Source organism: Amycolatopsis sp. lyj-109 (genome assembly GCF_046548995.1).
Lineage (GTDB): Bacteria > Actinomycetota > Actinomycetes > Mycobacteriales > Pseudonocardiaceae > Amycolatopsis.
On sequence record NZ_JAJPWR010000015.1, the window covers coordinates 187,532 to 206,955 of the forward strand.

Consider the following 19,424-nt stretch of genomic DNA (forward strand, 5'->3'; position numbering starts at 1 on the left):
GAACCCTAATTACCACTCACGACAGCCGCGGCAGACTCGGGTCAGCAGCCGAGGAAGTGGCAGCGGACGACGCGAGGCGTCTCCAGCACCGAGCCCGCCTTGACGTCCCAGGCGAGGCGGACGTACTGGGCGTGCGTCCAGGCCAGCGGGGTCGCCGACGTCGTGGGCGTGCCGGCCGGGAAGCCGGTCTGCCCGGACGGCGGGTTCTCGTCCCACACCTGCTCCGGCATGGTCCCCGCCGAGCTGCTCACCCGGCCGAGGTCACGCAGCCGCCGCGCGGCCGACGACGGATCGCCGAGCGCCAGTTCGTACTCGCCGCGTTCGCCGGCGAGCAGCGGCCAGAGCCGGCCGAACGTGGTGCGGCTCTCCGCCGGGAACGTGTAGTCCCACGGCGACCCGTCGGCCTGCTCGCCGTAGCCGTCCTTCGTGTAGCGGTGCCAGAACTGGCCGGTCGGCGTGGTGAAGGCGATGTCGGAGTCCGTCACGCGCACGCTGGTGCGGATCACCGGGTCGTCGGCGCGGTAGATGCCGAGCCGGACCAGGTCGAGGAAGCCCGCGTCGGTGACCGCGCGCTGGTCCATCGTCACGCTCGAGTTGCCGAGGTTGTACGTCGTTCCGGCGTTCGCGTCGGCGTCCTTCGTGAGCCGGACGAAGTACGGGTCCTTCGACAGCGGCCCGTTCGTGGTGATCGTCTGCTTGGGCAGGTCGGCCTTCATCTTGTCGGCCGCGGCGAGGTACCGGGCGGCGTCGGCGGCCGCGCCGTTGTGCGAGGCGATGTCGGCGGCGCAGACGAGCCCGGCGATCACCGAGGCGATGGTCGACGGGGACCAGCCGTCCTGCTCCTCCCAGCGCTCCTGCTGGGTGTACGGCGCCGGCTGCCCGTTCGGCCCCTGGTACCCGAGGACGAAGTCGGCGGCCTTGCGGACGCCGGGCCACAGGTCGTTCCGGCCGAGCTGCTGGGCGAGCACGATCGGGAACGCCGTCTCGTCGAGCTGGATCGACGTCCAGTACGGCACGCCGTCGACCCGGCTGTTCTGCGGCAGGTGCCCGTCGGGCTGCTGCTGCGTGCCGAACATGTAGGTGACGGCGCGGTTCGCGGCGGCGGTGTCGCCGCCGGCGGCCAGGCCGGTCGCGATCTGGTAGAGGTCACGGGGCCAGACGAGGTGGTAGGTGCCGGACGGCGACCACTCCGGGTCGTTGTTCCCGAACCGCCACGGCATGCTCGGCGACGCGATGAAGGCGCCCGGGTGGTGCTTGTCCTCGCTCGCGGCGAGCGTCAGCATCGACGCCTGGTAGAGGTCGCGCTCGGCGCCCGTCTTCAGCGACGACGGCGGCCTGCTGATGCCGCGCAGGTACTGCTGCCAGCCGCGGTCGTACGCGCGCGTGATGTCCCGGACGCCGCGCCGCTGCGACGCCTGTGCATTTCCAAGCGCGTCGGCGGCCTTCGCGCCCATGCCGAGGGCAAGGGTGACGTGCCGGTTCCGGAGCCCGTCGGCGTTCGTCTGCCCGGTCAGCACGACGTTGCCCTTGGTCGCGGTGTCGTACGTGGCGAGCTTGAAGGTCTTGGCGAGCTGCGTGTTCCCGTCGGACGCGCCCGCGTAGCCGACGCTGGTCTTCGTGAACGCGGGCTTCGCGGTGAGCGCGGCGGCGTTCGAGGCGTCCTGCGCGGTGACGGCGTCACGTGCGCGGGCGGCCGAGTCGTCGGAGCCGTCGTTGGTGAGGTCCGGGTCGGCGACCGCGTAGAGCTGGTAGGGCCGCCCGGTGAGGGACTGGAAGTCGACGTCGACCAGCACGGTCGTGGCGGCCGGGTCGGTGACGTAGGTCTTGCGGAGGCGCCAGCGGTGCTGGTCGTCGGTGCTGGTCTGCTCGTAAACCAAACTGTCGTCGTCGGTCCGCCGCACCTGCTGCGACTTCGCCGAGTAGTCGGTGACGGCGAAGCTGCGGCCGTCCGTGACGACGAAGTTCATCGAGCGGACGCTCGGTGTCGACAGGTCCGGGTAGTAGACCTCGGACAGCTGCCCGCCCTGGAGGGTGAACCAGACGTTGCTGGACCGGTCGTGCGCGGTCCCGAACCCGGTCTTGTTCGCGGGTAGCCAGCTGGGATGGGCCCCGGGCGTTCCGGGAGCCTCACCCTGCGCCGCCGCGGTCGCCGGGATCAGGCCGGTGACCAGCAGCCCGGCGAGGGCGCCGAAGATGAGTTTTCGCATATCAACCCCACAGAAGATCGCTTCTGCACCGTTACAGAAGCGACTTGGGAGTCTGCCGCCGATTCTTCACCGGCGCATGGTCCGATCCGGTGAACCACTGACCGTCACTGGTCCGGCCGCCGGTTCACGGACAGCGAACGGAGTTCCCGCCGAACCGGGCGCAGAATTGTATTACCTGCAACGGTGTAATCGGGGGCTGCCATGGACGAGGCGATGGACGCCTACTCGCGCGCGGTCAGCACCGTCGCGAAGACCGTCACCCCGCACGTCGCCGGGGTCCAGCTCGCGCGCGGCAGCGGCTCGGCCGTCGTCTTCGCCGAGGACGGGCACCTGCTCACCAACGCCCACGTCGTCAGCGACCACCGGCGCGGGGTCGCCACCTTCGCCGACGGCAGCGAGGTGCCCTTCGACGTCGTCGGGGCCGATCCGCTGTCCGATCTCGCCGTGCTGCGCGCCCGGGGCGCGACGCCGGCCGCCGCGGTGCTGGGCGACGCCGATCGGCTCGTCGTCGGGCAGCTCGTCGTCGCCGTCGGAAACCCGCTCGGGTTCTCCGGGACCGTCACCGCCGGGGTCGTCAGCGCGCTCGGGCGGGCGCTGCCGGTGCGGCAGGGGCGCACCACCCGCGTGATCGAGGACGTCATCCAGACCGACGCCGCGCTCAACCCCGGCAACTCCGGCGGCGCGCTCGCCGACTCCGCCGGCCGGGTCGTCGGCATCAACACCGCCGTCGCCGGGTTCGGCCTCGGGCTCGCCGTGCCGATCAACGCGACGACGCGGCGGATCATCGACACGCTCGTCGTCGAGGGCCGCGTGCGGCGGGCGTACCTCGGCGTCGTCGGGGTGCCCGCGCCGCTGCCGGACGACGTCGCCGGGCGCACCGGGCAGAACGCCGGACTGCGGGTGCACGAAGTCGTCGCCGGCGGTCCCGCCGACCGGGCGGGACTCAAGGCCGGCGACCTCGTGCTGACCGTCGGGCGCACCCGCGTGTCGGACGCCCAAGGCATCCAGCGGCAGCTGTTCGCGGAAGTGATCGGCACCGCACTGCCGATCACCGTGCTGCGCAACGGCGCCATGGTCGACGTCTACGCCACCCCGGCAGAGTTGGTCGGCTGACTTGAGTATCGCGCGTCGGCGTGGCATGGTCGGGGACACAACACCAACGCGGGAGCTCGCGCCATGGCGGGCTGAGAGGGTGACTTGCGTTTCGCAGGCGTCACCGACCGCATGAACCTGACCGGGTAATGCCGGCGTAGGGAGTGAAAGTCGTTGACGACGCTGGAAAACAAGGACGTCTCCGTGACCACGGGACCGATCACCGGCTCGCACAAGGCGTACAACCAGACCGAATCCGGGCTCCGCGTCCCCGTCCGGCGGATCGATCTCTCCAACGGTGAGCAGTTCGACGTCTACGACACCTCTGGCCCGTACACGGACCCGGAGGTCGAGATCGACGTCCACAGTGGACTTCACCGGCTGCGCGCCGGCTGGGCCGACGGACGTGAGCACAACACCCAGCTCGGGTGGGCCAAACAGGGCGTCATCACCCGGGAAATGGAGTACATCGCCGCCAGGGAACGGGTTTCGCCCGAATTCGTGCGCGACGAGGTCGCCCGCGGCCGCGCGGTGATCCCGGCCAACCGGAAGCACCCCGAGGCCGAGCCGATGATCATCGGCAAGAACTTCCTGGTGAAGATCAACGCCAACATGGGCAATTCGGCCGTCTGGTCGTCGGTCGAGGAAGAGGTCGACAAGATGGTGTGGGCGACCCGCTGGGGTGCCGACACGATCATGGACCTCTCCACCGGCAAGCGGATCCACGAAACGCGGGAGTGGATCATCCGCAACTCGCCGGTACCGGTCGGCACCGTGCCGATCTACCAGGCGCTGGAAAAGGTCGACGGCGAACCGGAAAAGCTGTCGTGGGAGGTGTACCGCGACACCATCATCGAGCAGTGCGAACAGGGTGTCGACTACGTCACCGTGCACGCCGGCGTGCTGCTGCGCTACATCCCGCTGACCGCGCGGCGCGTCACCGGCATCGTCAGCCGCGGCGGCTCGATCATGGCCGCGTGGTGCCTGGCGCACCACCAGGAGTCCTTTTTGTACACGCACTTCGAGGAACTCTGCGAGATCCTCCGGCAGTACGACGTCACGTTCTCCCTCGGCGACGGCCTACGCCCCGGCTCGATCGCCGATGCCAACGACCGCGCCCAGTTCGCCGAGCTGGAGACCCTCGGTGAGCTGACGCACATCGCGCGTTCGCACGACGTCCAGGTGATGATCGAGGGCCCCGGCCACGTGCCGATGCACAAGATCAAGGAAAACGTGGAGCTCGAGGAAAAGCTCTGCGGTGAAGCACCGTTCTACACCCTCGGCCCGCTCGCGACGGACATCGCGCCGGCGTACGACCACATCACGTCGGCCATCGGCGCGGCGCAGATCGGCTGGTACGGCACGGCGATGCTGTGTTACGTGACGCCGAAGGAGCACCTCGGCCTGCCCAACCGCGACGACGTCAAGACCGGCGTCATCACGTACAAGATCGCCGCGCACGCCGCGGATCTGGCCAAGGGGCACAAGTACGCGCAGGAATGGGACGACGAGCTGTCGAAGGCGCGGTTCGAGTTCCGCTGGAACGACCAGTTCAACCTGTCGCTGGACCCGGACACCGCGCGTTCGTTCCACGACGAAACCCTGCCCGCCGAGCCGGCCAAGACCGCGCACTTCTGCTCGATGTGCGGCCCGAAGTTCTGCTCGATGCGGATCACGCAGGACGTCCGCAAGTACGCGGAGGAACACGGACTGTCCACTGTGGAGGCCATCGAGGCCGGCATGGCTTCGAAGTCGGCGGAGTTCTCCGAGTCCGGCGGCAAGGTCTACCTGCCCGTGGTGGGGCAATGACCCCACGGACCGCCCTCACCATCGCCGGCTCGGACTCCGGCGGTGGTGCGGGCATCCAGGCCGACCTGCGGACGTTCTTCGCGCACGGAGTGCACGGACTGGTCGCGCTGACCGCGGTCACCGTGCAGAACTCGTTGGGCGTGCAGGGTTTCACAGAGATACCCGCCGACGTGGTCACGGCGCAGATCAAGGCGGTGGCGTCGGACATGGGCGTCGACGCGGCCAAGACGGGCATGCTGGCGACGGCGGAGATCATCCGCGCGGTCGCGAAGACCCTGGACGAGGTCGGGCCTTTCCCGTTCGTGGTCGACCCGGTGGCGGCGTCGATGACGGGACACGCCCTGCTGCGCGAGGACGCACTGGAGGCGATCCGCACGGAGCTGTTCCCCCGGGCGACGCTGATCACGCCGAATCTCGACGAAGTCCGGCTGCTGACGGGTGTTTCCGTGGTCGACGCGGCTTCGCAGCGGACCGCCGCCGAGGCCCTGCTGGAGTTCGGCTCGCAGTGGGTCCTGGTCAAGGGCGGCCACATGCAGGGGACGACCGAGTGCGTCGACCTGCTCTCGGACGGCCGTGAGTACATCTCCCTCAGCGGCCCGCGCTACGAGACGGAGAACACCCACGGCGGCGGCGACACCTTGGCGTCGGCGATCACGGCATCGCTGGCGAAGGGCGCCTCGGTGCCGGACGCCGTCGCCGCGGGGAAGAAGTTCATCGAGAGGTGCGTGGCGGAGGCCTACCCGCTGGGTGCGGGTGTCGGCCCCGTCTCCCCGTTCTGGGTCCTACCGCACTTGTCGTGAGTGGTAATTAGGGTTAGAACCCTAATTACCACTCACGAGGACCGCGGCAGACTGTCTTAGCCGCGCGCGAGTACCTGCGGCAGGACCGTCGTCAGCCCGGTCCAGTCCGCGGTGACCACCGACGCGTGCTGCTTCGCCAGGTCGGCGACGCGCTGGTTGGCCTGGTCGACCGTCGGGTTGTGGCCGTCGATGGCCGGCGCGACGTTCTGCCCGTCGGTCATCACGACGTAGTAGTGGTTGGCGTCGTACCACCACGGCCCGGTCTGGGTCACCCACGCGTTCGCGTCGCCGTCGAAGACCACGAACCACGGCTTGAGGTCGGCGGTGTACTTGTCCCGCGGGTCACCCCCGGCCGCGCCGTGCACGGTCGGGAAGATGTTCGCGTCGCCGAGCTTGCCCACGTTCTTGAGGCCGACCAGGTAGCGCGCGTACTCGACGTCGGTCTTGAGCGTGTCGGTCGGGTTCCCCTCCTCGACCGTGCCCGGGATGATCTCGGTGATCACCCGGCCCCGCAACGCGTCCACGGACGGCCAGTTGTCCGCTTTGGCCGCGTCGTCGAGCGTGCCGTAGCTCCCGAGCAGCTCGGCCGGCCGGAAGGCGACGCTGCCGAGGTGCGCCCGGAACGTGGCGTCCAGCTCGTCCGGCCCCATGCCGGTGTTGTCCGAGAAGCCCGTCTTCATCTCGAGCTTCAACGTGACCGGCGTGTGCCCGGGATGGGCGGCCAGCCAGATCCGGATGTCGTCGAGGCAGTACTCGAGGTTCTTGTTCTTCCCGCCCGAGTACAGCTGCGACGCCGAAGTCGCCGCGACGCAGTTGTTGTTGTTCCCCAACGGGTTCGAGTGGCTGACCTTCCATTCGTGGGTGAAGAAGTCCGGCCAGACGTCGAGCTCGATCAGCGACGACCCGGCGTCGAGCGCGCGAGCCAGGTAGTCGTAGGCCGCCGGGTCGTAGGTGTTGTGCACACCGACGGTCGTGACGTGGGAAAGCTTGGGACTGTCGGCGTTGGCGGCGGTCGCCCCGGAGAGCGTGAGCGCGGCCGTGAGGAGTGCCACCGAGAAGAGCTTCATCCAGGCTCCTTCGAACGTGAGTAACGTTCACAATGTCCCACCGTGGTTGACTGTTGATGAAGCAAAAGCGGCCGATTGGCCTAGACCAGAAGTCGGGAAAACCATGATCCCTTCGGCGTTGACCATCGCCGGGTCGGACTCCGGCGGTGCCGCCGGCCTGCAGGCGGACCTGCGCACGTTCCTGACCTGTGGCGTGCACGGCCTGGTCGCGGTCACCGCCGTCACCGTGCAGAACACCCTGGGCGTGCACGACCGCGCCGATCTGCCGCCGCACATCGTGGCCGGGCAGATCGAGGCGGTGGCGGCGGACATGGGCGTCGGCGCGGCGAAGACCGGCATGCTGGCCTCGGCCGAGATCATCCACGCCGTCGCCGCGGCGTGCGACAACGCCGAAATCGGGCGGAACGAGAAGATCCCGTTCGTCGTCGACCCGGTCGCGGCGTCGATGCACGGCCACCCGCTGTTCGACGAGGCCGGCCTGCACGCGCTGCGCGACGAGCTGCTACCGCGCGCGACCGTGCTGACGCCGAACCTCGACGAGGTCCGGCTGCTCACCGGGATGACGGTGAAGGACCGCGAGGGCATGCACACCGCGGCGGTGGTGCTGCACCGGATGGGCCCCCGGTACGTCCTGGTCAAGAGCGGTCACCTGCAGGCCGACCCGGAGTGCGTCGACCTGCTGTTCGACGGTTCGACGTTCGTGGAGCTGCCGGGCCGGCGGTACGCGACCCCGCACACGCACGGCGCGGGCGACACGATGGCGTCGGCGCTGACGGCGGGGTTGGCGAAGGGGATGTCGGTGGTGGAGGCCGCGCGCTACGGCAAGTGGTTCGTGTCGCACGCGGTCGAGCACGCGTATCCGATGGGCGCGAAGGTCGGCCCGGTCTCGGCCTTCTGGCGGCTGGCTGCCGAGGAGCGCTGAGTACCCACCCGGTTACCATCCCTGCGTTTACTCATCCTTGAACTGAGCAGGGGGCGGCCTTGACCGGGCGCGAGCGGATGACGAAGGTCCTCGAGGGCCGCCGCTTCCAGAACTTCATCATCGCCGTGATCGTCTTCAACGCCGTCACCCTCGGCATGGAGACGTCGACGTCGCTCATGGACGGCTACGGCGGCCTCCTGCACGTCCTCGACCACCTCGCGCTGGGCATCTTCGTCGCCGAGCTGCTGGCGAAGTTCTACGCCTACCGCGGCAGCTTCTTCCGCGACAACTGGAACGTCTTCGACCTGCTGGTGGTCGGCATCGCGGTGATCCCGGCGACCGGGCCGTTCGCGGTCCTGCGGTCGCTGCGCGTGCTGCGTGTCCTGCGGCTGATCTCCGTCGTGCCGTCGATGCGCAAGGTCGTCTCCGGGCTGCTCGCCGCGATCCCCGGGATGGCCTCGATCGCCGCGCTGCTCGGGCTGATCATCTTCGTGGCCGGGGTGATGGCGACGAAGCTGTTCGGCACCATCGACCCCGGCGACTTCGGCGACCTCGGCACGTCGCTGTTCACCCTGTTCCAGGTGATGACCGGCGAGGCGTGGCCGGACATCGCGAAGACGATCATGGAACAGGCACCGATGGCCTGGATCTTCTTCGTCGTCTACATCCTGGTGTCGAGCTTCGCGGTGCTGAACCTGTTCATCGCCGTCGTGGTCAGCGGGATGGAGGACGAGCTGCGCCAGGACATCCGCGAGGAAGAGGCGAAGCAGGCCGAAGCGCAGGCCGCCGCGAACCAGGAAATCCTCGACGAGCTTCGTGCCCTGCGCGCGGAGCTCGCCGAACTGCGGCAGAAAGCGGCTTAGTCGTCCGCGATCAGGGCCTCGAGCGCCGGCAGCGCCGCCAGCAGCGCGTCCCGGTGGTCGGGCGAGAGCCGGTCGAGCCGCCGGTTGAGCTCCTGCACCCGGGTCGACCGGACGCCGGACACGAGCCGCTCGCCCTCTTCGGTCGCCTTCGCCAGCCACGCCCGCCGATCGACCGGGTCGGACTCGCGGCTGACGTAGCCAGCCTCGACCAGGGACGCGATGATCCGCGACATGGTCGCCGCGGCCACGCCCTCCTTGGCCGCGAGGTCGCCGAGGCGGAGCTGACCCGCGTGCACCAGCGTCGCCAGCGCCGAGATGGCGCCGTGGCCCGGCCCCGGCACGCCCGCCTGCCGCAGTGACCGGGACAGCCTGCCCACGGCGAGGTACAACCTGCCCGAGACGTCCTGGACCGATGTGCTCGTCACGGCTGGCTCCTTCTGCCCTGCCCCGCCGCGGGTGCGCCGGAAATGCCGTCCACCTTACGGGTTCGCGGTTACGGTCGGTGTTACCAACCCTGGTTCACCGGGGTGGGCTCGACGCCTTCGCCCAGAAGCGCTGCGGCACCCGCCCGGCCTCGCGGGCCAGGCGTCCGGCAACGACGGCCGAACGCATCGCCGCGGCCATCCGCTCGGGATCGGCCGCCCGGGTGACGGCGGTGGACAGCAGCACGGCGGCACAGCCGAGCTCCATCGCCAGCGTCGCGTCCGAGGCCGTGCCGATTCCGGCGTCCAGGATCACCGGGACGCCCGCCCGCGACACGATCAGCTCGATGTTGTGCGGATTCCGGATGCCGAGGCCGGTGCCGATCGGCGCGCCCAGCGGCATCACCGCGGCGCAGCCGGCCTCCTCCAGGCGCAGCGCGAGCACCGGGTCGTCGTTCGTGTAGGCGAACACGGTGAACCCGTCGGCGGCCAGCCGCTCGGCAGCGTCGAGGGTCTCGAACGGGTCCGGCAGCAGCGTCCGGTCGTCGGCGTGCACCTCGAGCTTGATCAGGTCGGTTCCCAGCGCCTCGCGCGCGAGCTGCGCGGTGAGCACGGCTTCGGCCGCCGTCCGGCAGCCCGCCGTGTTCGGCAGCAGCTCGATGCCGAGCCGGTTGAGGAGTTCGAGGACACCGGAGCCGCCCTCGGCGTCGGCGCGGCGCATGGCGACCGTGGTCAGCTCGGTGCCGGACGCCACCAGAGCGCGTTCCAGGACGGCGAGGTTGGCCGCGCCGCCGGTGCCGATGATCAGCCGGGACGTCAGCTTGCAGGTGCCGATGACCAGCGGTTCCTCGTCCATTTCAGCCTCCTTGGACCGCGGTGAGCACGTCGACGCCCGCCCCCTTGGGCACGGCGGTGGCAGCCCAGTCGGCCCGGCGGACGACCACGCCGTCGACCGCGACGGCGATGCCGGGCCGCTGCCCGCCGGTGGCGTCGAGGACGTCGGCGACGGTCGCGCCGTCCGGGAACGCCGTCCACTCGCCGTTGAGCTTGATCTCCATCACACGTGCTCCTTCTGGTGCAGGCGGGCGGGGGACGCGGCCGCGGTGTCCTCGGGCGGCTCGTCCCCCTCGAGCCAGGCGACCACGGCGTCCGCGGTCACCGGGGCCATCAGCAGGCCGTTGCGGTGGTGCCCGGTCGCGGCAAAAACCCTGCCGTCCAAGGCGCCGAGGTACGGCAGCGCGTCCCGGCTGCCGGCCCGCAGGCCGGCGGCGATCTCGGTCAGCTCGTACTCGGTGATCGCGGGGAAGACGCGCTCGGCGCCGTCGAGCAGCTCGCGCACGCCGCGGGCGGTGACGGCCTGGTCGAAACCGGCCTCGTACTGGGTGGCGCCGAGGACGAGCTCCTGGTCGCCGCGCGGGACGAGGTAGATCGGCCGGCCTTCGACGAGGGCCCGGACGGTGTGCGTGGGCGGCGGCAGGCAGCCGCGGCGGGGCCTGAGCCGCAGGATTTCGCCCTTGAGCGGGCGGACGGCGTCGGCGAGCAGCGGGTGCAGCCGCCCGGTCCAGGCGCCCGCGGCGAGCACGACGGCTTCGGCGTCCGGGAGTTCCTCGACGCGTTCGCGGACGAACCGGACGCCTTGCCCGGTGCAGGCCGCGTACAGCGCGTCGAGCAGTTTCCGGTTGTCCACGGCCAGGTCACCGGGCACGCGCAGTCCACTTCGGACGGATCCGACGCCGGGTTCGAGCCGCTTGACCTCCCGGCCGGTGAGCCGCTCGGCCGCGCGGCCGAGCTCGTGCAGGTGGCCGGCCAGGATGTCCAGGTGGCCGGCGTCGGCGCTGTCGAAGGCGACGACGAGCGTCCCGTGCCCGGCCAGCCCGGGGTCGACGCCCTCTTTTTCGAGGTCACGGGCGAAATCCGGCCAGCGTTTCAGCGACGCTTCGCCGAGGCGGAGGACGTCCTCCTCGCCCGGCCAGGCCTCGGTGACGGGAGCGAGCATGCCCCCGGCCAGCCAGGACGCCCCGCCGCGGGCGGGTTCGGGGTCGTACAGGGTGACTTGGTGGTTTTTCGCGGCGGCTCGCCACGCGGCGGACAGGCCGATCACGCCGCCGCCCACCACTGCCAGGTTCGTCATGGAATCACGCTCCCTGCGCCGGCATGACCCGGATCAGGTTCCACGGTCGGAGCGGCAGCTCCCTCTCAGCCCGTGCCTCGGGCTCCCGTGCGGACGACTCCACCCTAACGCGCGCGGTACGGTCCCCGCTATGCCCGCCCTTTCCGGTGACAAGATCCGCGCCCGCCTCGATTCGGCGCGCCTGTACCTCTGCACGGACGCCCGCACGGCGCGCGGTGACTTGGCCGCGTTCGCCGACGCGGCCCTGGCCGGCGGCGTCGACATCATCCAGCTGCGCGACAAGACGGGGGCCCTGGAGGCGGCCGGCGAGATCGCGGCGCTGGAGGTGCTGGCGGAAGCGTGCGCCCGGCACGGCGCGTTGCTGTCGGTGAACGACCGCGCCGACGTGGCGCTGGCGGTCGGCGCGGACGTGCTGCACCTGGGCCAAGACGACATCCCGGTCCCGCTGGCCCGCCGCATCCTGGGCGACGACGTGGTGATCGGCCGCTCGACGCACTCGCTCGACCAGGCCCTCGCGGCGGCCGCGGAGCCCGGGGTGGACTACTTCTGCACGGGCCCGTGCTGGCCGACGCCGACGAAGCCGGGCCGCCCCGCGCCCGGCCTGGACCTGGTGCGCGCGACGGCGGCCTGGACCCCCGACCGCCCGTGGTTCGCGATCGGCGGCATCGACGGGCCGCGGCAGCCTTCGGTGCTGGAGGCGGGGGCGTCCCGGATCGTGGTGGTCCGGGCGATCACCGAGGCCGAAGACCCCGAGGCCGCGGCGCGGGAGCTGCGAGCCCGCCTGCCCTGAGGGGCACCCTCATGGACTTCACGGCGTGGGCGTCGCCGCGGCGCCCTTGCTGGTCGGCGGGGTCGCCGTGGTGGCCGGGGCCGAGGTCGACGGCTGGTCCGTCGTCGTGCTCGGGGTGCTGGTCGCCGGGGTTTCGGACGACGTCGTCGGCGGGGTCGATGTCTCCGTCGTCTCCGTGGGGGACACCTGGGTGTCGTTCGTCGAGGTCGGCGGGGTCGTCGATGGCGTCTTGTCCTCGTGGCCGGACCCGCCCGTGAAGATCTTGCCGATGCTCGAGCCCGTCCCGCCGCCGATCGGGGTGCCCGTGGCCGACTCGAAGCCGACGATCGACAGGATCGCCACCGCGAACGCTGCCACGCTCGTACCGATGATCAACGGCCAGCGCAGCTTCTTCAGCCGCGCGGACAGCCGCGACGGCTCGACCTCCGGCGGTTTCAGCTGGACCGTCGGCTGCTCGGTGATGTCCACGTCCACGGGCGCCTCCGCCGGCCCGCGCCGCCGGATCCCCGACGTCGCCAGCTGACGCGCCCTGAGCGCCGCCTCGCGAGTGCGCTGCAGCGAGCGCAGGTACAGCTCGCTGCCGACCGTCGACACCACGCTCGCGACGCCGGCGCCGGCCACCGTGCCGGCCACACCCAGTGTCGAACCGAGCAGGGCCGCGGTGACCGCCGCCAGCGCCGCCGCCAGGACCTGCGCGATCCGCAGGCCCGACTTCTCTTCCTTCTCTTCCGAAGTCGCTACGTTCTCCTTGGTCATGATCCCGTTCTGGGTAGTCCGTGTTCTCCCCTGTCCAACGTGTAAGGCGCGCGAGTGACTCCCCTCGTTGCCGCAGCGTGAGGAGGACCACTCCGTCTGTCCACAGTAGACACTCCAAACCGAACGTTTTCTTGACATACTCGGCACATGGAACTGGTGACGATCTCTGACATCGAGTCCGCCGCGAAGCGCGTCCAAGATGTCGCCGTGCGCACACCCCTGCTGCTCCAGACCTGGGATCCCCGCAAGACCCTGTGGCTCAAACCCGAAAGTCTGCAGCCGGTCGGCGCGTTCAAGGTGCGTGGCGCGTTCAACGCCATCGCCGCCCTCGACGACGCGGCCCGCGCCCGCGGCGTCATCGCGTACTCCAGCGGCAACCACGCGCAGGCAGTCGCGTACGCGGCGCAGCGGTACGGCGTGCCCGCGGTGATCGTCGTGCCGGACGTCGCGCCGCGGATCAAGGTCGAGGCCACCCGCTCGTACGGCGCCGAGGTCGTCGAGGTCCCGATCGGCGAGCACGAGGCCAAAGCGCACGAACTGGCCGCCGAACGCGGGCTGACCCTCGTCCCGCCGTTCGACGACGCGGCCATCATCGCCGGGCAGGGCACGGCGGGCCTGGAGATCGCCGAGGACCTGCCGGACGTCGAGGTCGTGCTCGTCCCGATCAGCGGCGGCGGGCTGGCCGCCGGCGTCGGCACCGCGCTCAAGGCCCGGTGCCCGCGGGCGCGCGTGATCGGCGTCGAGCCCGCGCTGGCCGCGGACGTCGCCGACAGCCTGCGGCAGGGCCGGCTGGTCCGGTGGCCGCAGGCCGACCGCGCCCGCACGATCGCCGACGGCCTGCGCTCGCAGCCGTCCGAACTGACCTTCGCCCATTTGCGGGAAGTCGTCGACCAGATGGTCACGGTCACCGAAGACGAGATCCGCGAGGCCGTGCGCGTCCTCGCCCGCCAGGCCCGGCTGGTCGCCGAGCCCAGCGGCGCGGTGACGATGGCGGCGTACCTGTCCCACGCCGACGAGCTGCCGGCCGGCAAGACGGTCGTGCTCGTCTCGGGCGGCAACGCCGACCCGGCCCTGTTCGCCGAGATCCTCGCCTGACCAGCACCCGCCTCAAGCGCCCCAAGGCGGCCTTGGTTGCGTCTGGCGCACCGAAGGCCGCCTTGGGTGCGTCTAGCGCACCGAAGGCCACATTGGGGCGCTCGGGCTAGGAGCCGGCGACGGAGGAGCCCCGGCGGATGTGCGTCGGCGGGCCCTCGACGCCGCAGTGGTAGCACTCGCCCAGGTGCGGACTCTCGTCGGATTCGGGGCCGGTGGGCGGTGCGAGGACGCCGTTGTGGATGCCCAGCGCGATCAGCCCGCCCGCGATGGCCAGGGCCGCGCAGATGATCAGCGCCGTCCGCCAGCCCGCCGTCAGCGCGACCGGGTCGGTGTACGCCTCGCCGGTCAGCCCGGCCGCGGCGGGGAGCACCGCGACCGCCAGCAGGCCGCCCGAGCGGGCGATGGCGTTGTTGACGCCGGACGCGACGCCGGCGTAGCGGTCCGGGGCCGCGGCGAGCACCGTCGCGGTCACCGGGGCCACCACCGTCGCCAGGCCGAGCCCGAAGACCACCACCGCGGGCAGCACCGTGCCGAAGTAGGACGCGCCGGGCGCGATGCGCAGCATCAGCAGCATCCCGATGCCGACGACGATCGGCCCGACCACCAGCTGCGTGCGGGGGCCGATGCGCTGCGCGAGCGCGCCGGAGCGGCCGGAGAGCAGCAGCATGATCACCGTCAGCGGCAGCCCGGCCAGCCCGGACGCGGTCGGCGAGTAGCCGAGCGAGACCTGCAGCTGCATGACCAGCAGCATCATCACGCCGCCGAGGGCCGCGTAGACGACGAAGGTCAGCGCGTTCGAGAGCGTGAACGTGCGGTCGCGGAACAGCGACGGCGGCACGAGCGGCTCGTGCGAGCGGTGCTGGACGAGGACGAACCCGGCCAGCCCGGCGATCCCCAGCAGGCCCGCGCCCAGCACGAGCGGGTCGCCGACGCCGCGGGCGGGCGCCTCCACCAGCGCGCCGGTGATCCCGGCCAGGCCGAGGGCGCCGAGGGCGGCGGCGCCGAAGTCCGGGTGCCCGGTGGCGTCCGGGTCGCGGGATTCGGGGACGAACTTCCGCGCCATCAGCACCACGGCGACCGCGATCGGCACGTTGATCAGGAACGCCAGCCGCCACGACCACACCTGCACGAGGAAGCCGCCGAGCAGCGGCCCGGCGGCGGCCGCGATGCCGCCGAGGCCGGACCAGGCGCCGATCGCGCGGGCGCGGGCGTCGTGCGCGAAGGACGCTTGGAGGATCGCGAGCGACCCGGGCGTCAGGAGGGCGCCGCCGATGCCCTGCAGGATCCGCATCGCGACGAGCATTTCGGTGGACGTCGCCGCGGCACACAGCCCGGACGCGACGCCGAACCAGATGACTCCGACGAGGTACATGCGGCGCCGGCCGTACCGGTCGCCGAGCGAACCGGCGACCAGGATCAGTGCGGCGAGCGCCAGCAGGTAGCCGTCGAGGATCCACTGGAGCCCCGCCACGGACGCGTTCAGCTCGGCGCCGATGCGGGGCAGGGCGACGTTGACGATCGTGCCGTCGAGCATCGCCATGCCGGAGCCGAGGATGGTGGTCGCGAGGACACCGCGCGCGGCGCCGGTCCCCCAGCGGATCCCGGTGTCTTCAGTGGCAGTCACCCGGTCACCTTCACCTTGACCGCGGACCCCCGTCAACCCGGCTGTCGTGAGTGGTAATTCGGGTTAGAACCCGAATTACCACTCACGACGTCAGGGCAGCAGCGTCGTCACGAACTTGTAGCGGTCGCCGCGGTAGACCGAGCGGGCGAACTCGACCGGCTTGCCGTCGGTGGCGAACGAGTGGCGGGTCAGCATCAGCACCGGCATGCCGACGTCCGCGCCGAGCATCTCCGCTTCCTGCGGCCCCGCCAGCGACGTCTCGATCGTTTCTTCCGCGCGTTCGAGTTCGACGCCGTAGTGCTCGCGTAGAACGGCGTACAACGAACCGCCGGCCGAGACGTGCTTGCGCAGCCCGCGGAACCGGCCGAGCGGCAGGTGCGTCGTCTCGAGCGCCATCGGCTGCGAGTCCGCCAGTCGAAGCCGTCGAAGGCGAAGGATTTTCGCGCCGGTCCGGATTCCGAGCAGCTTCGCGAGGTCGCCCTCGACCGGCATTTCCTCGACTTCCAACAGTTTCGACGACGGCTTCAGGCCCTGCTTGCGCATGTCCTCGGTGTAGGAGGACAGCTGGAGCCGCTGGGCGAGCTTCGGCTCGGCGGCGAAGGTGCCCTTGCCCTGCACCCGGTGCAGCCGGCCCTCGGCGGTCAGGTCGGCCAGCGCCTGGCGCACGGTGGTGCGGGAGACCGTGAACTCCCCGGCCAGCGCGCGTTCGGTCGGGATCGGCGACCCCGGCGGCAGCACGTCCAGCAGGTCGAGGAGGTGCTGTTTCAGCGCCCAGTATTTGGGCTCGCGCTGCCCGCGCATCCCGGCGACGGCGCCCGCCTCGCCCGTGGTGGTGGTCTCCAACATGCCCGGCTCCCTATGTCTTCCCTCATCGCACGCCACGTCCCCGTAAGAAACGTACCCTTTTCCCCAAACGCGCCGCCCCTATAACATTGGTCTAGACCTGACCGACGCCGCCTGAGTCCGGTACATAATGCCGGAGGTGGAGAGGAAAATGATGACCGAACAACGGCCCGGCGCACACATGGCCGCGGAGATCGCCCAGCAGCCGGAGGTCCTGGCCGGACTGGTGGCGCGTCAGGCGGAAATCGCCGAAGTGGCGGAAAAGATCTCACAACGCCCTCCGCGGTTCGCTTTGCTCGCCGCGCGTGGATCGAGCGACCACGCAGCGTTGTATGCGAAGTACCTGATAGAGGTACTTCTCGGCCTTCCGGCTGGTTTGGTTTCCCCGTCCACGGCGACGCTGTACGGCGCCCGGCCCGATCTGCGGGACGTGCTGTTCGTCACGGTCAGCCAGAGCGGTGGCTCGCCCGACCTGATCGAGGTCACCGAAACGGCGCGGCGCCAGGGCGCGCTGACGGTGTCGGTCACCAACACGCCGGACTCGCCGCTGCGGGCGGCGTCCGAGCTCGGCGTCGACATCGGCGCGGGCGTCGAAAAGGCCGTCGCGGCCACCAAGACGTACTCCGCGACGCTGATGGCGCTGTACCTGCTGATCGACGCGGTGCGCGGCGGCAAGGCGGCCGACGCCGAGAAGATCGGCGAGCTGGCGCAGCAGACCCTCGACGGCGCCGAGGAGGGCGTGCAGCGCGCGGTCGACCGGTACCGCTTCGTGGACCGGGTCCTCACCACCGGCCGCGGCTACTCCTACGCCAGCGCGCTGGAGGGTTCGCTCAAGCTCGCCGAGACCAGCTACCTCGCCGCCCGCGCGTACAGCGGCGCGGACCTGCTGCACGGCCCGGTCGCGGCGGTGGACGGCGAGACCGCCGTGCTCGCGGTGACCAGCAACGGCCAGGGCGGGCAGGCGATGCACGAGGTCCTCGAAGCCGTCGGCAAGCGCGGCGCGGACGTCCTCGCGGTCGGTTCGGCCGCCGCCGAGGTGCCCGCGGCGCTGCGCATCGACGTCGCGCCGACGGTCGAGGAGCTGGCGCCGATCCTGGAGATCCTGCCGATCCAGCGGATCGCGCTCGGCCTGTCGCTGGCCCGCGGCGGCGACCCGGACAGCCCGCGTGGCCTCCTGAAGGTGACCAAGACGAGGTGAGCTTCGCGATCGGCGTCGACGCCGGTGGAACGTCGACCAGGGCCGCACTGGTCGACGCCGCCGGCGTCGTGCTGGGCACCGGACGCGGCGAAGGAGCCAACCCGAACGCGCACGCGCCCGAGGTCGCCGCGGGCCGGATCGCCGGCGTGATCACCGCGGCGCTCGGCAGCCACGACCCCCGTGCGGTGCGGGCGTGCGTCGTCGGCATGGCCGGGGTCAGCAAGCTGAGCGACCAGGGCGTGGCGGCGGTCTTCGCCGCGGCGTGGGCGCGGATCGGCCTCACCTGCGCGGTCCGGACCGTCGCCGACGCCGAAGTGGCGTACGCGTCGGCGACCCCGGCACCGGACGGGACGGTCGTCGTCGCCGGCACCGGCTCGATCGTGGGCCGGATCCGCCGGCGGCGTCTCGCGGGCACGACCGGCGGCTACGGCTGGCTGCTCGGCGACGAAGGATCCGCGTTCTGGCTCGGCCGCGAAGCCGTCCGCTCCACTTTGGAGGCACTGGGCCGCGGGCTGCCGCTCGACGGGCTCCCGTCGGCGGTGCTCACCGCCGCACTCGGACCGTCCGCTTTGGACGTCGACGGCGACGCCGGGCGGCTGGCCGCGTCCCGGGCGTTGATCACGGCTGCCAACGCGGAGGCGCCGGTCCGGCTCGCCCGGTTCGCCCCGTTGGTGAGCGCGGCGCACGACGCGGACGAGCCGGCGGCCCGGGAGATCGTCGCCCGCGCGGCCGGGCACCTGGCCGAGAACGCCCTCGCGGCGCGCGAGCCCGGCGAATCGACCCCGGTCGTGCTCGTCGGCTCCGTGCTGACCGGCACCAGCCCGGTCGGCGAGCTCGTGCGCCGCCGCCTGACCGGCCTCGAGGTGCTGACCAGCTGCGATGGCGTCCTCGGAGCGGCGTGGCTGGCCGCCGTGGACGCCTTCGGCGAGGGGACACCGAGACCCCGGGCGTAAGGATATTGAGCAAAACGCGGCGCAAAGACGCGAAACCGTCGACTGAACCCGGGTAGTCCGGGTACCGTAGGCAGTGGCCCCCGGACCCTCCCCCCTCGCCGGGGGCCGCCTTATGCCCCGGGTACGTCGTCCGAGCGGGTTTCCGGAGCCAGGCGCAGGCCGGGATGCTCCGGCGGCAACGCCCGGTAGAGCACCCAGCCACTGACCGCGACGGTCAGCGCGACGAGCGGCCACGACAGCACTGTGCGGGCGACGCCGAGCGCGAGCACCTGGCCTGCCGACCACAGCAGGCCGTAGACGACCACGCGCAGCGTGTACTGGAGCACCCACACCCAGCTGGCCCGCGAGTAGGCCTTGAGCAGCACGGCGTCGCGGCGCCAGCGCGTCTTCTGGCCCAGCAGCAGGCCGACGACGACGCCGAGCAGCGGCCAGCGCACGACGATGCTGGCCGCCCAGAGCAGGGCGCTGGCCACATTGGACATCAGCTGCAGCAGGAAGAAGTCCTGGGCACGGCCGGTGTGCAGGGCGATCAGCGCGGCCGCGACGACGGCGGCCAGGCTGACGACGAGCGCGCGGACCTTGCCACCGCCGGCGATCCGGAAGATCCCAACCGCGACGGCGACCACGACGGCGGCACCGGCACCCCAGGCGACGGATTGACCGGCGGCGAGCCAGCCGGCGACGAAGCCGACGGGCGGGATGCTGGCGTCGAGCGCGCCCCGGCGGCCACCGAGGATCTGCGCGAGCGATTCACGGGGTTCTCCGGACACGTGTCCAGCCTGCCGGATCGCGTCCGGCAGGCCCCGGGGAGGGAGATTTTCGCCACATCGGGTGCCGGGTTTGCCTCCCAGT

19 protein-coding genes and 2 riboswitches are annotated in these 19,424 nt (G+C 71.3%); of the genes, 9 read left to right on the forward strand and 10 right to left on the reverse strand.

Going from position 1 to position 19,424, the window contains the following annotated elements:
- Positions 1 to 41 precede the first annotated feature (41 nt).
- Positions 42 to 2,207: a glycoside hydrolase family 15 protein gene (locus ACLJQF_RS30900; RefSeq protein ID WP_410613847.1), complete on the reverse strand. Its 2,166-nt coding sequence runs from the start codon at positions 2,205 to 2,207 to the stop codon at positions 42 to 44.
- A gap of 201 nt (positions 2,208 to 2,408) precedes the next feature.
- On the opposite strand from ACLJQF_RS30900, the gene ACLJQF_RS30905 reads away from it, so the two are divergent.
- From ACLJQF_RS30905 to thiD (ACLJQF_RS30915), 3 genes are all read left to right on the forward strand, one after another.
- Positions 2,409 to 3,320, forward strand: a complete 912-nt coding sequence (locus ACLJQF_RS30905) for a S1C family serine protease (protein ID WP_410613848.1) — start codon at positions 2,409 to 2,411, stop codon at positions 3,318 to 3,320.
- Between the two features lie 38 nt (positions 3,321 to 3,358).
- Positions 3,359 to 3,480, forward strand: a riboswitch (TPP riboswitch).
- Positions 3,474 to 5,108 (forward strand): phosphomethylpyrimidine synthase ThiC, encoded by a 1,635-nt coding sequence (gene thiC, locus ACLJQF_RS30910; protein WP_410613849.1) that lies wholly within the window; start codon positions 3,474 to 3,476, stop codon positions 5,106 to 5,108. It overlaps the preceding riboswitch by 7 nt.
- Positions 5,105 to 5,908, forward strand: a complete 804-nt coding sequence (gene thiD, locus ACLJQF_RS30915; RefSeq protein WP_410613850.1) for a bifunctional hydroxymethylpyrimidine kinase/phosphomethylpyrimidine kinase — start codon at positions 5,105 to 5,107, stop codon at positions 5,906 to 5,908. Before thiC ends, thiD (ACLJQF_RS30915) begins: the two co-directional genes overlap by 4 nt.
- A gap of 56 nt (positions 5,909 to 5,964) precedes the next feature.
- On the opposite strand, the gene ACLJQF_RS30920 is transcribed toward thiD (ACLJQF_RS30915), so the two are convergent.
- A complete protein-coding gene (locus ACLJQF_RS30920; protein WP_410613851.1) occupies positions 5,965 to 6,975 on the reverse strand; it encodes a phosphatidylinositol-specific phospholipase C domain-containing protein in 1,011 nt (336 codons plus the stop codon).
- A 103-nt stretch (positions 6,976 to 7,078) separates the two neighbouring features.
- On the opposite strand from ACLJQF_RS30920, the gene thiD (ACLJQF_RS30925) reads away from it, so the two are divergent.
- Together thiD (ACLJQF_RS30925) and ACLJQF_RS30930 are read left to right on the forward strand one after the other, a co-directional pair.
- Entirely contained in the window at positions 7,079 to 7,897 is an 819-nt protein-coding gene (thiD, locus tag ACLJQF_RS30925; RefSeq protein ID WP_410613852.1) for a bifunctional hydroxymethylpyrimidine kinase/phosphomethylpyrimidine kinase, read from the forward strand.
- Positions 7,898 to 7,956: 59 nt separating this feature from the next.
- Complete coding sequence (locus ACLJQF_RS30930) at positions 7,957 to 8,760, forward strand: ion transporter (protein ID WP_410613853.1); 804 nt, start codon at positions 7,957 to 7,959, stop codon at positions 8,758 to 8,760.
- Here the strand turns inward: ACLJQF_RS30930 and ACLJQF_RS30935 are convergent.
- The 4 genes from ACLJQF_RS30935 to thiO all read right to left on the reverse strand — a co-directional run bounded on the left by ACLJQF_RS30935 (position 8,757) and on the right by thiO (position 11,313).
- On the reverse strand, positions 8,757 to 9,185 hold the full coding sequence (locus tag ACLJQF_RS30935; RefSeq protein ID WP_410613854.1) for a MarR family winged helix-turn-helix transcriptional regulator: 429 nt from the start codon (positions 9,183 to 9,185) through the stop codon (positions 8,757 to 8,759). The two genes, ACLJQF_RS30930 and ACLJQF_RS30935, sit on opposite strands and share 4 nt — an antisense overlap.
- Before the next feature lie 94 nt (positions 9,186 to 9,279).
- Complete coding sequence (locus ACLJQF_RS30940) at positions 9,280 to 10,038, reverse strand: thiazole synthase (protein ID WP_410613855.1); 759 nt, start codon at positions 10,036 to 10,038, stop codon at positions 9,280 to 9,282.
- Position 10,039: 1 nt separating this feature from the next.
- The gene (gene thiS / locus ACLJQF_RS30945; protein ID WP_103336358.1) at positions 10,040 to 10,240 is read right to left on the reverse strand and encodes a sulfur carrier protein ThiS; all 201 of its coding nucleotides are present in this window, start codon (positions 10,238 to 10,240) and stop codon (positions 10,040 to 10,042) included.
- Positions 10,240 to 11,313 carry a glycine oxidase ThiO gene (gene thiO, locus ACLJQF_RS30950; protein ID WP_410613856.1) on the reverse strand — a complete coding sequence of 358 codons (1,074 nt, stop codon included), beginning with the start codon at positions 11,311 to 11,313 and terminating at the stop codon, positions 10,240 to 10,242. Before thiO ends, thiS begins: the two co-directional genes overlap by 1 nt.
- A riboswitch (TPP riboswitch) is annotated at positions 11,307 to 11,412 on the reverse strand. Its footprint overlaps the gene before it by 7 nt.
- A gap of 31 nt (positions 11,413 to 11,443) precedes the next feature.
- Between thiO and thiE the strand changes: the two genes are divergently transcribed.
- Positions 11,444 to 12,103: a thiamine phosphate synthase gene (thiE, locus tag ACLJQF_RS30955; RefSeq protein ID WP_410613857.1), complete on the forward strand. Its 660-nt coding sequence runs from the start codon at positions 11,444 to 11,446 to the stop codon at positions 12,101 to 12,103.
- A gap of 18 nt (positions 12,104 to 12,121) precedes the next feature.
- On the opposite strand, the gene ACLJQF_RS30960 is transcribed toward thiE, so the two are convergent.
- Positions 12,122 to 12,859 (reverse strand): hypothetical protein, encoded by a 738-nt coding sequence (locus ACLJQF_RS30960; RefSeq protein ID WP_410613858.1) that lies wholly within the window; start codon positions 12,857 to 12,859, stop codon positions 12,122 to 12,124.
- Positions 12,860 to 13,006: 147 nt separating this feature from the next.
- Here ACLJQF_RS30960 and ACLJQF_RS30965 point away from each other — a divergent pair, with 147 nt between their 5' ends.
- Positions 13,007 to 13,954, forward strand: a complete 948-nt coding sequence (locus tag ACLJQF_RS30965; protein ID WP_410613859.1) for a threonine/serine dehydratase — start codon at positions 13,007 to 13,009, stop codon at positions 13,952 to 13,954.
- Between the two features lie 106 nt (positions 13,955 to 14,060).
- Here ACLJQF_RS30965 and ACLJQF_RS30970 read toward each other — a convergent pair whose 3' ends face one another.
- Positions 14,061 to 15,578 (reverse strand): MFS transporter, encoded by a 1,518-nt coding sequence (locus ACLJQF_RS30970; RefSeq protein ID WP_410613860.1) that lies wholly within the window; start codon positions 15,576 to 15,578, stop codon positions 14,061 to 14,063.
- Between the two features lie 90 nt (positions 15,579 to 15,668).
- On the reverse strand, positions 15,669 to 16,424 hold the full coding sequence (locus ACLJQF_RS30975; protein WP_086846871.1) for a GntR family transcriptional regulator: 756 nt from the start codon (positions 16,422 to 16,424) through the stop codon (positions 15,669 to 15,671).
- A gap of 148 nt (positions 16,425 to 16,572) precedes the next feature.
- Here ACLJQF_RS30975 and ACLJQF_RS30980 point away from each other — a divergent pair, with 148 nt between their 5' ends.
- Positions 16,573 to 17,619: an SIS domain-containing protein gene (locus tag ACLJQF_RS30980; RefSeq protein ID WP_410613861.1), complete on the forward strand. Its 1,047-nt coding sequence runs from the start codon at positions 16,573 to 16,575 to the stop codon at positions 17,617 to 17,619.
- Complete coding sequence (locus ACLJQF_RS30985) at positions 17,616 to 18,572, forward strand: N-acetylglucosamine kinase (protein ID WP_410613862.1); 957 nt, start codon at positions 17,616 to 17,618, stop codon at positions 18,570 to 18,572. The genes ACLJQF_RS30980 and ACLJQF_RS30985 overlap by 4 nt, the downstream gene beginning before the upstream one ends.
- Positions 18,573 to 18,682: 110 nt before the next feature.
- Here the strand turns inward: ACLJQF_RS30985 and ACLJQF_RS30990 are convergent, their stop codons facing one another.
- Positions 18,683 to 19,342, reverse strand: coding sequence for a DUF3159 domain-containing protein (locus ACLJQF_RS30990; protein WP_410613863.1), 660 nt, complete (start codon positions 19,340 to 19,342; stop codon positions 18,683 to 18,685).
- Positions 19,343 to 19,424 lie beyond the last annotated feature (82 nt).